This window comes from Streptomyces sp. ISL-36 (assembly GCF_018614205.1).
In the GTDB taxonomy this organism is placed as follows: Bacteria; Actinomycetota; Actinomycetes; order Streptomycetales; family Streptomycetaceae; genus Streptomyces.
Genome location: NZ_JAGGOS010000092.1, coordinates 1 through 15,573 on the forward strand (window position 1 = coordinate 1; position 15,573 = coordinate 15,573).

9 protein-coding genes are annotated in these 15,573 nt (G+C 70.5%); 6 read left to right on the plus strand and 3 right to left on the minus strand.

The window, feature by feature from the left end:
• Window positions 1-227: 227 nt before the first annotated feature.
• The 4 genes from J7E93_RS23010 to J7E93_RS23025 all read left to right on the plus strand — a co-directional run bounded on the left by J7E93_RS23010 (window position 228) and on the right by J7E93_RS23025 (window position 5,344).
• Window positions 228-1,643, plus strand: coding sequence for an extracellular solute-binding protein (locus J7E93_RS23010; protein WP_215071837.1), 1,416 nt, complete (start codon window positions 228-230; stop codon window positions 1,641-1,643).
• Window positions 1,644-1,753: 110 nt separating this feature from the next.
• Window positions 1,754-2,716, plus strand: a complete 963-nt coding sequence (locus tag J7E93_RS23015) for a carbohydrate ABC transporter permease (RefSeq protein ID WP_215071838.1) — start codon at window positions 1,754-1,756, stop codon at window positions 2,714-2,716.
• 18 nt (window positions 2,717-2,734) lie between these two features.
• A complete protein-coding gene (locus tag J7E93_RS23020) occupies window positions 2,735-3,610 on the plus strand; it encodes a carbohydrate ABC transporter permease (protein WP_215071839.1) in 876 nt (291 codons plus the stop codon).
• Window positions 3,611-3,739: 129 nt separating this feature from the next.
• Complete coding sequence (locus J7E93_RS23025) at window positions 3,740-5,344, plus strand: glycoside hydrolase family 13 protein (protein WP_215071840.1); 1,605 nt, start codon at window positions 3,740-3,742, stop codon at window positions 5,342-5,344.
• 56 nt (window positions 5,345-5,400) lie between these two features.
• Here the strand turns inward: J7E93_RS23025 and J7E93_RS23030 are convergent, their stop codons facing one another.
• Both J7E93_RS23030 and J7E93_RS23035 read right to left on the minus strand, forming a co-directional pair.
• On the minus strand, window positions 5,401-6,435 hold the full coding sequence (locus J7E93_RS23030) for a serine hydrolase (RefSeq protein ID WP_215071841.1): 1,035 nt from the start codon (window positions 6,433-6,435) through the stop codon (window positions 5,401-5,403).
• Between the two features lie 127 nt (window positions 6,436-6,562).
• The gene (locus J7E93_RS23035; RefSeq protein ID WP_215071885.1) at window positions 6,563-7,246 is read right to left on the minus strand and encodes a family 16 glycosylhydrolase; all 684 of its coding nucleotides are present in this window, start codon (window positions 7,244-7,246) and stop codon (window positions 6,563-6,565) included.
• A gap of 293 nt (window positions 7,247-7,539) precedes the next feature.
• Between J7E93_RS23035 and J7E93_RS23040 the strand changes: the two genes are divergently transcribed.
• Together J7E93_RS23040 and J7E93_RS23045 are read left to right on the plus strand one after the other, a co-directional pair.
• Window positions 7,540-10,968 (plus strand): CARDB domain-containing protein, encoded by a 3,429-nt coding sequence (locus tag J7E93_RS23040; RefSeq protein WP_215071842.1) that lies wholly within the window; start codon window positions 7,540-7,542, stop codon window positions 10,966-10,968.
• A 240-nt stretch (window positions 10,969-11,208) separates the two neighbouring features.
• On the plus strand, window positions 11,209-12,348 hold the full coding sequence (locus J7E93_RS23045) for a glutamate--cysteine ligase (protein ID WP_215071843.1): 1,140 nt from the start codon (window positions 11,209-11,211) through the stop codon (window positions 12,346-12,348).
• A gap of 99 nt (window positions 12,349-12,447) precedes the next feature.
• Here the strand turns inward: J7E93_RS23045 and J7E93_RS23050 are convergent, their stop codons facing one another.
• Window positions 12,448-15,519: a glycoside hydrolase family 3 N-terminal domain-containing protein gene (locus J7E93_RS23050; protein ID WP_215071844.1), complete on the minus strand. Its 3,072-nt coding sequence runs from the start codon at window positions 15,517-15,519 to the stop codon at window positions 12,448-12,450.
• Window positions 15,520-15,573: the final 54 nt, after the last annotated feature.

Genomic DNA, 15,573 nt, shown 5'->3' on the forward strand with positions numbered 1-15,573 from the left:
CTGACCAGGCCTCGGCACACCCCGCCCAACGACCAACCACCATCAAAGTCACCGGTATTGGTTCTAAGGCCTCTTTCATGTCCTGGGCTACGCAGTGGACTGTCAAAGATTTACGAAATCAGCGCGAGATATTGCGTTCACCTGACGGCGGTGGTTGAGTGTGCGGCGCCCCCACGACGCATCGGCGGTGGGGCGACCTCCACGTTCATGCCCGAAGGGGACCACCCATGAGAAGTGCCCGGTTCCGTCGTACGCGCCGCGCCTGCGCAGTCGCCCTCGTCTCCACGCTCACGCTGACCGCGCTCGCCGCCTGCGGCACGAGCAGCAGCGGCGACGGCAGCGGTGGTTCCGAAGGCGGCGGATCCTCCGACCCCGCCGCCCCGCTGGATCCGAAGACCAAGGTGACGCTCACCATCGACTGCATGCCCCCGGCGGCGAAGGCGGCCGAGCTCAAGGAGTGGAAGGAGGACGTCGCCGAGTTCAACAAGACGTACCCCCACGTCACCATCGAGGGCCGCTCCACCCCCGGCCAGTGCCTGGAGCCGCCGCGCTTCACCGCGATGCTCAAGGCCAAGTCGCAGCCGGACGTGTTCTACACCTACTTCACCGATCTGCCGCAGGTCCTCGACAACGACGGCGCCGCGGACATCACGGCGTACGTCAACGACAGAAGCGTGCCCCTGCTGCGGGACATCGACCCGAACGTCCTCGGTTCGCTCAAGCAGGACGGCAAGCTCTACGGCCTGCCCACCAGCAACTACACGATGGGCCTGCTCATCAACCGCAAGCTGTTCAAGGACGCGGGCCTCGACCCCGACGCCCCGCCGCGCACCTGGGACGAGGTCCGCGCCGCGGCCAAGAAGATCGCCGGCCTGGGCAACGGCATCGCCGGCTTCGGCGAGTACAGCGCGGGCAACACCGGGGGCTGGCACTTCACCGCGCAGATGTACAGCGTCGGCGGAGAGATCGTCGACGCGAGCGGCACGAAGGCGGCGTTCAACAACGACCTCGGCAAGCAGGTCGCCGAGAACCTCCACGCCATGCGCTGGGAGGACGACAGCATGGGCAGGACCCAGCTGCTCAAGTGGGGCGACCTGCAGAAGCAGATCGCCACCGACAAGCTCGGCATGTTCCTCGCCGCACCCGACGACATCGCGTACATGGTCCAGCAACTGGGCGCGAAGTACGAGAACTTCGGCATGGGACCGATACCCGGCGAGAAGAGCACCCTGGCCGGCGGCAACAACTACATGATCAAGAAGGGGATCTCCGGCGACAAGATCAAGGCCGCGATCGCCTGGCTGAACTTCAAGAACCTCACCGTCGGCAAAGGCCAGTTCGACTGGGCCCGCAGCAAGGCCGACAACCTGCCCGTCGGCGTCCCGCAGCCCAACTTCTGGCGGGGCGAGTCCAAGACCGAGGACGACGCCGCGCGCGTGAAGCACGCCACCATGCCGGTCGCCAACTTCAAGTCCTTCATGGACAACCCGGTCCCGGGCAAGGCGGAGCCGCCGAAGGCCCAGGAGGTCTACAAGGTCCTCGACAACGTGATGTCCGGAATCCTCACCAACAAGGACGCCGACATCGACAAGCTGCTCGCCACCGCCGAGGCGCAGGTCAACCAGGTACTGGCCACTCGCTGACCCGCGCGGGGGCCGGTCCCGCCCGGCCCCCGTGACCGGCTGATGCCCGGCCCCGTGACCGACGCAAGCCTGACCGCCTTCACTCCGGCACACTGCACCGAGGAGCGACGATGTCGGCCCCCACCCTCCCCACGACCACCGCGAAGGAGCCCCGCCGCTCACCCGCGCGGGGCGACGCCGGGCCGCCGCCGCCCCGCGGCGCGTTCGCCAAGGCGCTGCGCCGCAACCTCACAGCCCACGGTTTCCTGATCGGCGCGGTCCTCTGCTTCTCGTTCTTCTCCTGGTACCCGATGGTCAGGGAGTTCTTCCTGGCCTTCCAGAAGACCGAGGACGGGCGGACCACCTGGGCCGGCTGGTCCAACCTCACCACCGTCTTCGACGACCCCGCCATCTGGCAGGCCTGGCGCAACACGCTGCTGTTCACCCTCCTCGCGCTGCTCCTCGGCTTCGTCGTCCCGTTCGTCGTCGCGATCGTCATCAACGAGTTCCGGCACGGCAAGGGGTATCTGCGGCTCCTGGTCTACCTGCCCGTGATGCTGCCCCCGGTCGCCTCGGTCCTCCTCTTCAAGTACCTCTACGACCCCGGCTACGGACTGTTCAACGAGCTGCTCCGCTTCCTCCACCTGCCCGAACAGCAGTGGCTCCAGGACCCCGACCTCTCCCTGCTCTGCGTCGTCGTCGCGTCGACATGGATGAACATGGGCGGCGCGGCCCTCATCTACCTCGCGGCCCTCCAGGACATACCGGGCGAGCTGTACGAAGCGGCGGAGCTGGACGGAGCCGGACTGCTGCGCAAGATCTGGCACGTCACGATCCCGCAGACCCGGCTCATCCTCCTGCTGATGCTGCTCATGCAGATCATCGCCACCATGCAGGTCTTCGTCGAACCGTTCCTGCTCACCGGCGGCGCCGGCCCGGAGGGCTCGACGACCACCGTCGTGTACCTCATCTACCAGTACGCCTTCAACTTCAACGACTACGGCGCCGCGGCGGCGCTCGGCCTGGTCCTGCTCGTCCTCCTGGCCGGGTTCTCCGCCGCGTACGCGAAGTTCAGCCGCACCGACGACGAGTAGCACCGGGGGAGACCACGGATGTCCACACGCACACTCATCTCGCCCGCCCAACTCGCCAGGCCGCACGGCAAAGCCCTCTACCGGGCGGCCTTCGCCCTGGTCGTCGGCGGCTTCACCCTGGTGTTCCTCGGCCCGCTCTACTGGATGTTCTCCGGCGGCCTGAAATCCACCCAGGAGGCCGTACAGACGCCCCCGACGCTGGTACCGCACAGCTTCCAGCCCGAGAATTACGCCCAGGCGTGGGAGGTCATGGACCTGGCCGGGCTGCTCCTCAACACGCTGTACTACGCCTTCGGGGCCCTCGCCTTCCAGCTCGTCCTCGACGTGGCGGCGGCGTACTCGCTTTCCAAGCTCCGGCCCGTTCTCGGCAAGGCCGTGCTCGGCATGATGCTGGCGACCCTGATGATCCCGGCGACCGTGCTGGTCGTGCCGCAGTACCTGACGGTGCTCGACGTGCCGATCGTGGAGCGCAACCTGCTGAACACCCCGTGGGCGATCTGGCTGCCCTCCGTCGCGAACGCCTTCAACATCTTCCTGCTGAAGCGTTTCTTCGACTCGATTCCGAAAGAACTGCTCGACGCCGCCGCCCTCGACGGAGCCTCCCCGACGCGCACGCTCTGGTCGGTCGTGCTGCCGCTCTCCCGGCCGATCCTCGGCGTCGTGTCCATCTTCGCCGTCGTCGGGGTCTGGAAGGACTTCCTCTGGCCGATGCTCACTCTGCCCGACCCGGCCCTGCAGACCCTCAACGTCGGTATCTACTCGCTGTCCACCGGAGTGCCGGAGAACGTGCTGATCGCCGCCCTGGCCATCGCGTCCCTCCCCACCCTCGTTCTCTTCCTGCTCTTCCAGCGCAACATCATGAGCGGACTCACCGCCGGCGGCCTCAAGGGCTGACCCGCCCCACGCCTCGCCGCGGGGCCCCGTCGCACCGCTCACCCACCTGGCCTCCGCCGCCCGCCCCACCTCGACGCCCCGCAGCCGGGGCCGGCGGCGGAGCCTCACCCTGCCCGAAAGGACCGTCACGTGGCAGCCCCTCACTCGCACCGCACCGACGACTGGTGGCGCAGCGCCGTCATCTACCAGGTCTACCCCCGCAGCTTCGCCGACGGCGACGGCGACGGCACCGGGGACCTCGCGGGCGTCCGGGCGAGACTGCCCTACCTCGCCGAACTGGGCGTCGACGCCCTCTGGTTCACCCCCTGGTACGTCTCGCCCCTCGTCGACGGCGGATACGACGTCGCCGACTACCGCACCGTCGACCCCGCCTTCGGCACCCTCGCCGAGGCCGAGAAGCTCATCGCCGAGGCCCGTGACCTGAACATCCGGGTGATCGTCGACATCGTCCCCAACCACGTGTCCGACCAGCACCCCTGGTTCCGCGCCGCCCTGGCGGCCGGACCCGGCAGCCCCGAGCGCGAGCTGTTCCACTTCCGCCCCGGCCGCGGCGAGAACGGCGAACTCCCTCCCAACAACTGGCCCTCCCAGTTCTCGGGCCGCACCTGGACCCGCGTCCAGGACGGGGAGTGGTACCTCCACCTCTTCACCCCCGAGCAGCCCGACCTCAACTGGGACCACCCCGCCGTCCGCCAGGAGCACGAGGACGTGCTGCGTTTCTGGTTCGAGCGCGGAGTCGCCGGCGTGCGCATCGACTCCGCCGCCCTGCTGGCCAAGGACCCGGCGCTCGCCGACTTCGTGGAGGGCGTCGACCCGCATCCGTACATCGACCGGGACGAGCTCCACGACATCTACCGTTCGTGGCGTGCCATCGCCGACGAATACCAGGGGGTCTTCGTCGGCGAGGTCTGGCTGCCGGACTCCGAGCGCTTCGCCCGCTACCTCCGCCCCGACGAGCTGCACACCGCCTTCAACTTCACCTTCCTCGCCTGCCCCTGGGACCCCGACCGGCTGCGCCGGGCCGTCGACGACACGCTGGCCGAGCACGCCCCGGTCGGCGCCCCGGCGACCTGGGTGCTGTGCAACCACGACGTGACCAGGACCGTCACCCGTTACGGCCGCCGGGACACCGGTTTCGACTTCGCCATGAAGGCCTTCGGGACGCCCACGGACCTCGCCCTCGGCACTCGCCGGGCCCGCGCGGCCGCCCTCCTCACCCTCGCCCTGCCCGGCTCGGTGTACGTGTACCAGGGCGAGGAACTGGGCCTGCCCGAGGCCGGCATCCCCCTCGACCGCATCCAGGACCCGATGCACTTCCGCTCCGGCGGGGCCGACCCGGGGCGGGACGGCTGCCGTGTGCCGCTGCCGTGGACGGCGGACGCCCCGCACGCCGGCTTCGGCGCGGGCGCCGAGCCCTGGCTGCCCCAGCCGGAGGGCTGGTCGCACTACGCGGCCGACCGTCAGAGCCTCGACCCGTCCTCGATGCTCGCCCTCTACCGGCAGGCCCTGCGGCTGCGCCGCACCACGCCGGGCTTCGGCGACGGGCCGCTCCACTGGCTGCCGGCCGCCGACGGAGTGCTGGCCTTCGCGCGGACCGACGGACTGATCTGCGTGGTCAACCTCTGCCCGCGCCCCGTCGACCTTCCGGAACACCGCACGCTCCTGCTCGGGAGCGGTCCGCTCGACGCGGACGGACGGCTGCCCCGGGACACGGCGGTCTGGCTGCGTGCCTGACCGCCGAGCGGGGGCGGGCCAGGGCTGTGCCGGGGTCGTGCGCGTTCGCGGTGCGATCAGGCGAAGGCGAGCGCGCGGAACGCGGCCCGCAACCGAGCTATGGGGACGCGGTCGCGGGTGAAGTACAGCTTGTTGGTCAGCAGCACGGCCCAACGCCCCCGGCCGGGGGAGACCCACATCGCCGTGCCGGTGAAGCCGAAGTGCGCCCAGACGCCGTGGCGCACGGCCACCGTTCCGGGATCGGGATGCCAGAACAGCCCCCGGGGCGGCTCCAGTCGGCCGGTGCGGACCCGGAGGGACTGCTCGACCCAGGGGGCACCGAACGCCGCCCTCCCGGGTGAGAGCGTGTGACGCAGGAAGAGGACGAGGTCGTCGCGGGGCGCGAAGACGCCCGCGATGCCGCAGGCTCCGCCGAGCAGACGGGTGGAGAAGTCGTGCACCGTGCCCTTCAGGTGGGCGCCGGTCGCGTCGTCGAACTCCGTGGGGGCGCACCGCGCGACGACGTCCGCCGCCAGGGGGCCGTACCGGGTCTCCGTCATGCCGAGGGGCTTCCAGATCCGGGCGGCCGCCAGGTGGGCGAGCGGGCGGCCCGTGAGGTGTTCGACGAGATAGCCGAGGACCAGTGCGGCCCGGTCGGTGTACGCGACGGCCTCGCCGGGGGAGTGGCGCAGCGGCTCACGGAGCACTCCCGCACGGACGCCGTGCGGATCGCTGCCGTAGTGGTACCGCAGATTGGCCCGCAGCGGCAGCCCCGCGGTGTGGGTCAGAAGGTGATGCGCGGTGGCCGCACCCAGCGGTCGGCCCGCCACCTCGGGCCAGAACGTGCCGAGCGGCCGGTGGAGGTCGAGGGACCCGGACTGGACGAGCGTCCCGGTCACGGACCACACGGCGAGGATCTTGGTGAGGCTGGCGAGGTCGAAGAGCGTGTCGGCTCGCATCGGCTCCTCGGGCCGTGCGGGGTCGAGAAGACCGGCTGCCCCCTCCGCCAGGGTGCCCGAGGCGTCACCGACGGCCCAGACCGCTCCGGGGCAGACCCGCGCCCGCACGGCGCGAAGAACGAGCGACTCGATGCTTTCGGCCTGAAGTCCCATGGGCCCCCCGGGTGCGGTCGGGCGTCCCGGAAGCACCGGGCTCAGTCGGTATGCCCCCAACAGCGCGGAGGGATGCGCCCGTCGCCCCCGTTCGTGCCGAGAGGTGACTTCCGCGGACCGAGGCGCTCTAGCGTCTGTACACGCGCAGCTCCGACACCTCGAACGACATCTCCGACGTGCCCTCGTCGGGCGGCGGGTGGTAACGCCCGGCACAGACGGAGAGGTTCACGATGAGGTGGGCCTGCCAGTTGCGGCCCACCCCGCGCCGGTCGGCGAAGGCCCGTACGCCGTTCACCGTCCACACCACCGAGCGGGCGCCGAACTCGATCCCCAGCTCCACCCATGCGCCCGGACGGACCTCTGGATTCCGGTAGTACAGGTGACCACCCCTCACGTGGTTCGACAGCTCCAGGAGGTCGGGGTTGTCCGGGTGGTATTCGAAGACGTCGATCTCCTGTCCCCCGTCCAGCCAGGTCCAGATCGCCGGCCAGGCGCCCATCTCCTCGGGGAGCCGCACCCGCGCCTCCAGCACGTCGCCGGTGCGGACCATGAAGCCCTCCGCGCTGCCTTCCGTCGTGAGCAGGCCCGCGTCCCACTTCCCGTCGGAGCGCCGGGTCGCCTTGAACACTCCCGAGCGGCTGTACGAGGGGTCCTCGACGAGGTAGTCGAGCTTGTTGTCGCCGGCGTTGGTCGGGCCGCCGTTCGGGTACGCCCAGGACCGGCCCGCGACCCATTGCTCCTCCGAGGCGAAGTCGGCGGTGAGGACCGGTGTTCCCTTCCGTGGCGAGGGGAGGGCGCGACGTCTTCTCAACCGGTCGACGATGTCTGACAGCACGGGCGGCTCTCCTCCGGTCGGGCGTGGCCAGGTGAAGTCGTTCTGCCCGTCCCGGCCCCGCCCATGCGAATCCACTCACTCTGTGTCGAGAACTCGTCACGGAGGATTATGGCCGCTGGTCGAGCGCGCGGTGGTCGATCGTCTCCGGACGAGTGTCGTCGCTTTCGTTGACAAACCCGTGACCCGCTAGAAATCTGTTGCCAACAGCCGCAAAAGATTGACGACTTCACTCAAATTCCTTTCGATCCCCCCATGGAACAGAGGACACCATGAGACGGAAGCCACCCCGCCTGCGGATGCTCACCGGCCTCGTCACGGCCTGCCTGATCGCCGTCGGCCTGCTCCCGGCCACGGCGCACGCCGCCGCCGAACCGGGCCCGAATCTCGCCCTCGGCCGGCCGGCGACCGCGAGCGCCTCCCACGGCAGCCACCCGGCGGGCAACATCACCGACGGAAGCCAGCAGTCGTACTGGGAAGGGCCCCTCGGCGCGTTCCCCCAGTGGGTCCAGGTCGACCTCGGCGCCCGCACCGCGGTCGACCGGGTGGCCCTGAAGCTCCCCACCACCTGGGAGACCCGCAACCAGACCCTCACCGTGCAGGGCAGCTCCGACGGAACCTCCTTCACCACCCTGGCCGCCTCCGCCCCCAGGACATTCGCCCCCTCCGCAGCGAACACCGTCACCCTCGACCTGCCCCACGCCGAAGCCCGCTACATACGGGTCCAGGTGAGCTCCAACACCGCCTGGAACGCCGCACAACTCTCCGAGCTGGAGATCTACGGAACCGGCGGCGGCGATCCCGGAACCCCGCCCGCCGAAGGAACCAACCTCGCCCGCAACAAGCCGATCGAGGCGTCCTCGACCACACAGACGTACATCGCCGCCCACGCCAACGACGACAGCGTCACCACCTACTGGGAATCGGCCGGCACCCCCGCCACCCTGACCGTGAAACTCGGCGCCGACGCGGACGTCGAGGCCGTGGTGGTCAAGCTGAACCCCGACCCCGTGTGGGGGCCGAGGACCCAGGCGATCCAGGTCCTCGGACGTCAACAGGCCGGCTCCGCCTACACCTCCCTGCGGGACCGCGCCGACTACGCCTTCAGCCCCTCCGGCAACCGGAACACCGTCACCATCCCCGTCACCGGCCGCGTCGCCGACCTCCGGCTCGCCTTCTCCTCCAACACCGGCGCCCCCGGCGCCCAGGTCGCCGAGCTCCAGGTGGTCGGCACCGCCGGGCCCCACCCCGACCTGACCCTCACCGACCTGACCTGGACCCCGGCCGATCCCTCGGAGAAGGACACCGTCACGGCCCGGGCCACCGTGCGCAACGCCGGCACGGCGGCATCGGCCGCCACCACGGTCGCCGTGAGCGTGGAAGGCGTCGTCGCCGGCAGCGCGTCCGTCGGGGCGCTCGCCGCGGGCGCCTCCGCGACCGTCCCGGTCGACATCGGCCGTCGCCCCACGGGCACGTACACGGTCTCGGCCGTCGTCGACCCGAACGACACCGTCGCCGAGCACGACGACACCAACAACAGCCGTACCGCCGCCTCACGGCTCGTCGTCGCCCAGAGCCCTGGACCCGACCTGGAGATCCGGTCCGTCACCACCGACCCGGCCAACCCCGCCGTCGGCGCCGCCGTCACCTTCACCGTGGCGGTCCACAACCGCGGTACCACCGGCGCCGCCGCCGGAACGATCACCCGGCTGACCGCCGGAACCACCACGCTGAACGGCACCGCCGGCGCCATCGCGGCGGGAGAGACCGTCACCGTCCCCCTCGCCGGCAGCTGGACGGCCACGAACGGCGGCGCCACGCTCACCGCCACCGCCGACGCGACCGGTCTCGTCGCCGAGACCGACGAGAACAACAACGTGTTCGCCCGCTCCGTCGTCGTCGGACGCGGCGCCGCGGTGCCGTACACCGAGTACGAGGCGGAGGACGCCCGCTACCGGGGAACCCTGCTGACCGCCGACCGCGAGCGCACCTTCGGCCACACCAACTTCGCCACCGAATCCTCCGGCCGCACGTCCGTACGGCTCGACACGACCGGCCAGTTCGTGGAGTTCATCTCCACCAACCCCGCCAACTCCCTCGTCGTGCGCAACTCCGTCCCCGACGCACCGGCCGGAGGCGGCACGGACGCGACGATCAGTCTCTACGTCAACGACACCTTCAGCCGGAAGCTGACGCTCTCCTCCAAGCACAGCTGGCTGTACGGCACCACCGACAGCCCCGAGGGACTGACGAACCAGCCCCAGGCCGACGCCCGGCGGCTCTTCGACGAGTCCCACACCCTGCTGGCGCAGACGTATCCCGTCGGCACCAAGTTCCGGCTCCAGCGTGACGCAGGCGACACGGCCGCCTTCTACATCCTCGATCTGATCGACCTGGAGCAGGTCGCCCCACCGGCCGCCCAGCCCGCCGGGTGCACCTCGATCACGGCCTACGGCGCCGTACCCAACGACGGCATCGACGACACGGACGCCCTCCAGCGTGCCGTGACGGCGGACCAGAAGGGCGAGATCGGCTGCGTGTGGATCCCCGCCGGCCAGTGGCGGCAGGAACAGAAGATCCTCACCGACGACCCGCTGAACCGCGGCGAGTTCAACCAGGTGGGCATCCGTGACGTGACGATCCGCGGCGCGGGCATGTGGCACTCACAGCTGTACACCCTCACCCCGCCGCACCAGGCCGGGGGCATCAACCATCCGCACGAGGGCAACTTCGGCTTCGACATCGACCACAACACGCAGATCTCCGACATCGCCATCTTCGGCTCGGGCACCATCCGCGGCGGAGACGGCAACGCGGAGGGCGGCGTCGGCCTCAACGGACGGTTCGGCAAGGGCACCAGGATCAGCAATGTGTGGATCGAGCACGCCAACGTCGGCGTCTGGGCCGGGCGCGACTACTCCAACATCCCGGAGCTGTGGGGACCGGGCGACGGCCTCGAATTCAGCGGCATGCGCATCCGCAACACCTACGCCGACGGCATCAACTTCGCCAACGGCACCCGCAACTCGACCGTCTTCAACTCGTCCTTCCGCAACACCGGGGACGACGCCCTGGCCGTCTGGTCCAGCAAGTACGTCAAGGACCCGTCCTGGGACATCGGCCACGACAACCACTTCCGCAACAACACCGTCCAACTGCCGTGGCGCGCCAACGGCATCGCGATCTACGGAGGTCACGGCAACACCGTCGAGAACAACATCATCTCCGACACGATGAACTACCCGGGCATCATGCTGGCGACCGACCACGACCCGTTGCCCTTCTCTGGGCAGACGCTGATCGCCAACAACTCCCTGCACCGCACCGGCGGCGCGTTCTGGAACGAGGACCAGGAGTTCGGCGCCATCACCCTCTTCGCCCAGGGCCCGGACATCCCGGGCGTCACCATCCGGGACACCGACATCCACGACTCGACCTACGACGGCATCCAGTTCAAGACGGGCGGCGGCGCGATGCCCGGCGTTCAGATCAAGGACGTCCGCATCGACGGATCCGTCAACGGCTCCGGCATCCTCGCGATGAGCGGCGCCCGAGGCAGCGCCACGCTGACGAACGTCACCATCACCGACTCGGCCGAGGGCGACATCCTCGTCGAGCCCGGCTCACAGTTCGTCGTCAACGGCCGGGCCGGCACGTCGACGGCGATCAACGGTGCCGCCCCGGGGGCTGCCGGGGGCTGATCTTCCGAGGCCCCCGACTCGCCCCGTCCCCACCCCACCCGTCCCCTCCCCACCCGCCCCGTCCTCACCCCACCCGTCCTCACTCCACCCGACCCGTCCCCGGCCCGCGGCCCGGGACGGGTCGGGCACGCACGCACCCGGCATGCGACCTGAACGGTGACTCCGGAGTGCCACCGCATGGGTTCCCGGCCCCGGGGCAGGCGGACAGCGGCAGCGGACGGCTGAGTGAGGGGTGGCGACGTGCGAAGCGTGGGAGTGGAAGAAGAACTGCTGATCGTGGACGCGGACAGCGGCGAGCCCGTGGCGCTGGCCGGTGCCGTACTGGCGGCGGCCCACCGGTCGGCCGAGGCCGAGGCCGAGGGCGATGGGGCCGACCACCGCGACGACGGACCCGACTTCGAGAAGGAACTGCAGAGGGAGCAACTCGAATTCGCCACCCGGCCCGTGACACGGATGGACGACCTCGCGGACGAGATCGTCCGATGGCGCGGCGAGTCCGCCCGGCACGCCGCCACCGTCGGTGCCGTCGTCGCCGCCGTGGCCACCTCCCCCCTGCCGGCGAGCCCCACGCTCAGCAAGGGGGAGCGGTACCAGTGGCTCGGCGAGCATTTCGGCCTGACGGCCCAGGAACAGCTGACGGGCGGCTGCCATGTGCACGTGTCCGTCGAATCCGACGAGGAAGGCGTCGCGGTATTGGACCGCATCCGCCCCTGGCTGCCCGTCCTTCTGGCGATGAGCGCGAACTCCCCCTTCTGGCAGGGGGAGGACAGCGGCTACGCCAGTTACCGCAGCCGGGTGTGGAACAGATGGCCCTCCGCCGGCCCGGTGGACGCGTTCGGCTCCGCGGACCGCTACCACGAGCAGGTCCGGGCCATGGTCGGCACGGGGGTGCTGCGCGACGAGGGGATGATCTACTTCGACGCCCGCCTGTCGGCCACGTACCCCACGGTCGAGATCCGGGTCGCCGACGTGTGCCTGGAAGCCTCCACCCCCGTCCTGCTGGCCGCCCTGGTGCGCGGCCTGGTCGAGACCGCCTCCCGCGAATGGCAGGAGGGAACCCCGCCGGCCCGCGTCCCCACCAGCCTCCTCCGGCTGGCGTCCTGGCGGTCCGGCCGATCAGGTCTGGACGGGCCGCTGATCCACCCCGAGACCATGAGGGCGGCATCGCCCGAGACCGTCGTCCAGGCGTTGTACCACCATGTGGAGCAGGCCCTGAAGGACCAGGGCGACGCCGAACGGGTCCGCGCGGGGATCGCCCATCTCCTGGAGCGCGGCACCGGCGCCCGTATCCAGCGGGAGCTGCTCCGGACCGAAGGAAGCCTCGCCGCGACGGTCGCCGCCTGCGCCAGCATCACCGCCGACGGCCGACCCGGCTCCTGAGCGGCAGGCGCGGACCCGGCGCGGGGCCCGGGGTTCTCCCCGGGCCCCGCACCGGCTCGTTCAGGCGGCTCGTCCTGGCGGCTCCTTCAGGCGGCTCGTTCAGGCGGCCCGGTACGCGGCCGTCAGGCGGGTGACAGCCCCCGTCACGTCCCCGGTCAGCAGCAGGTGGTCGGCCTCGGCGAAGGGCGCGGCCGTCGCCGGGGTGATGCCCTGACCGATCTTCTGCTGGACGATCAGCCGCGCCGTGGCGATCAGCTGCCTGCCTTCCGCGGACGTGCCGCGGCCGGTCGCCTGAAGCACCTTGGCCGCGACGCCGATGGCCTTCAGGGCGGTTTCCCCGCCGGCGGGCACCGGGCGGAGCGTGGTCAGCCCCCAGCCGTACGGGAACTGCGGATCGTAGGCGGCGTCACCGACGTTGATCGGCAGCTGCGCCTCGGACTTCGGCCAGGTGACCGGGAGCTGGCCGGTGAAGGGCCGCGTCCCGTAGAGGACGTCGGCGACGCCGTCGCCCTCGGAGCCCGGGAGCCACGACGCGACGAGCGCGTCGATGGCGCCGAGCCGGTCGCCGATGAGCTGCGGCCGGCCGGAGACGACCAGGACCGCACACCGCATCGCGGCGCAGACCTTGTCGACGGCCGCCCTGTCGGCGGGCGTCAGCTCCAGGTCGTTGCCGTTGCCCACGTCACCGAAGCCCTCGGCGTAGGGCGTCTCGCCGACGACGACCACGCCGACGTCGTAGCCCTCGGTGGCGGCCGATGCGTCCTTGGAGTACGAGATCTCCGCGTCGGGGGCGGCCTTCCTCATGCCCTCCAGGATCGTGGTGCCGGTGGTGGTCCTGCCGGACGAGCCCTGCCAGCTGATGGTCCAGCCGCCCGCCTGGTTCCCGATGTCGTCGGCGTTGGAGCCGGCGACGTACACCTTCTGGGACGGCTTCAGCGGCAGCACGGCGCCGTCGTTCTTCAGCAGCACCTGGGACTTGGCGACGGCCTCGCGCGCCACGGCGCGGTGCGCGGGGGAGCCGATCTCGTCCAGGTGGGTGGTGTCGGCGTAGGGCCGCTCGAACAGGCCCAGCTTGAACTTCTGGGTCAGAATCCGGGACACGGCGTCGTCGACGCGGGCCTGGCTGATACGCCCTGCCGTCACCTCGTCCTGGAGCGTCCTGGTGAAGTCCCGGTAGTTGGTCGGCACCATGATCATGTCGAGCCCGGCGTTGATCGAGGTGCGCACATCGCTCGGGTAGTCGCCCGGGATCTGGTCGATGGCCTGCCAGTCGCTGATCACGAAGCCGTCGAAGCCCATGCGGTCCTTGAGGACCCCGTTGATCATCTCGGCGTTGGCGTGCATCTTCACCGGACCCTGGTCGTCACCGAGGATGTCGAGCGAGGAGTACGAGGGCATGACGGTGCCCGCCCCGCGCTTCACCGCCTCGGCGAACGGCGCCAGGTGCACCGCCTCCAGCTCCTGCCGGGTGACCTTGGTGACGCCCTGGTCGATCGTGTACGAGCCGGTGGTCGACGAGCCGAACTCCGTACCGCCGTCGCCGACGAAGTGCTTGGCGCTCGTGAGGACCTTGTCGTTGCGGGCGAGGTCCTTGCCGTTGCGTGCGCCCTGCATCCCGTTGATCACGGTCTCCATGGCGGTCACCAGGGCGGGGTCCTCGCCGAACGCTTCGTAGGAGCGGCCCCAGCGCTCGTCGCGGGTGACGCAGAGACAGGGGGCGAAGTCCCACGGGATGCCGGTGGCCCGTACTTCCCTGGCGGTGACGGCGCCGGTCCGCTCGGCGATCTTCGGGTCGCGCCCGGCGCCGATGCCGATGTTGTGCGGCATGATCGTCGAACCGATGACGTTGTTGTGACCGTGCACCGCGTCCACGCCGTAGATCAGCGGGATCTGGAAGCGGGTGGCCTGCGCGCGCAGCTGGTAGGAGTCGACCATCTTCGCCCACGCCTCGGGCGCGTTGGGGCTCGGCACCGAGCCGCCGCCGGAGAGCAGCGAGCCGAGGTCGTACGAGGCGATGTCACCCTGCGACTTCAACGCGTTGCGCTCGGCCTGCGTCATCTGGCCGGCCTTCTCCGCGAGGGACATCCGCCCGAGCAGGTCGGCGACGCGCTTCTTCACCGGCAGCTTCGTGTCGAGGTACGGAAGTCCGTGGGCGTCCACCACGACCAGCGGGGTCTCGGCGGGGGCCTTGGCGCCGGTGACGGTCAGCTTGAGCGGGATCGTCTCGGCGGACTCGGCTGAGCCGTCCTTCCGGGTGGCCACGGCGATCGAGCGGGTCTCGCCGGAGGCCGTGCCCGCGGGGAAGGTGATGCTGCCGCTGACCGGCGTGTAGTCCGTGCCGGACTCGGCGCTGCCCCCCTCGGTGGTGTACGTGACGGTGACGGGCTCGTCGATGGGGCCGGAGCCGGTCGTGGCGACCGAGAGCCGCACCTGGGCGGTTCCGCCCTCGCCGACCGGGTACACGGCGGCGTCGGCGACGACCTTGGTGTTCAGGGCCGGCTCGGCCCTGCCGTACAGCTCGACGCCGTCGAGTGCGAAGGAGCCGGGGGCTCCGGGGGGCAGGGTGAGGGCGTACCCCCACATCTCGTTCAGGCCGAGCACCTGGTCGATGCCGCCGACCGGCTGGTAGTCGGCCCGGTACTGGAAGTCGGAGAACGGGATCTCGACGAGGTGCCAGCCCTCCCAGTCGTCGGTGAACGAGGTGGTCCACAGCTCGGACGCCTCGCCGTTCGCCCCGCCGTCCTTGATCTCGAAGTGGATGCGCTTGCCCGAACCGGGCGGAAGGGGAGCGGTGTTCCGGCCGTACCACCAGAAGCGGATGCCCTTGAACGCGGTCCAGTCGTGGGCCGGCCGGTCGAAGGCGAAGTCGTGACTGAGTCCGCCCCAGCCGCTGATGTCGTAGTCGCCTTCGAGGACCTTGCCGCCCTCGGGAGCGTCGGTGCGCTCGCTGATCCGCAGTTTCGGCTGGTCGTCGGCGTCACTGCCCCAGGTGAAGAGGCCTTCGGCGGGCGGGTTCGCGAAGGGGATCTCTCCTTCGAACCGGTCGACCGCCACCGGCGCGGGCTCGTCCGCGGCGGCGCTCGGCAGAGCTCCGGCGAGCAGCCCGCCGAGCACGGCGGTGGCCGCGATCACCGCCGTACCGGCTCTGCTCCTGAAACGGGGTCGTGGCATTTGCGGCTCCTTCTACGGGACGGACATGCGGGAGTGCGGGGTGGTGGCAGGGGG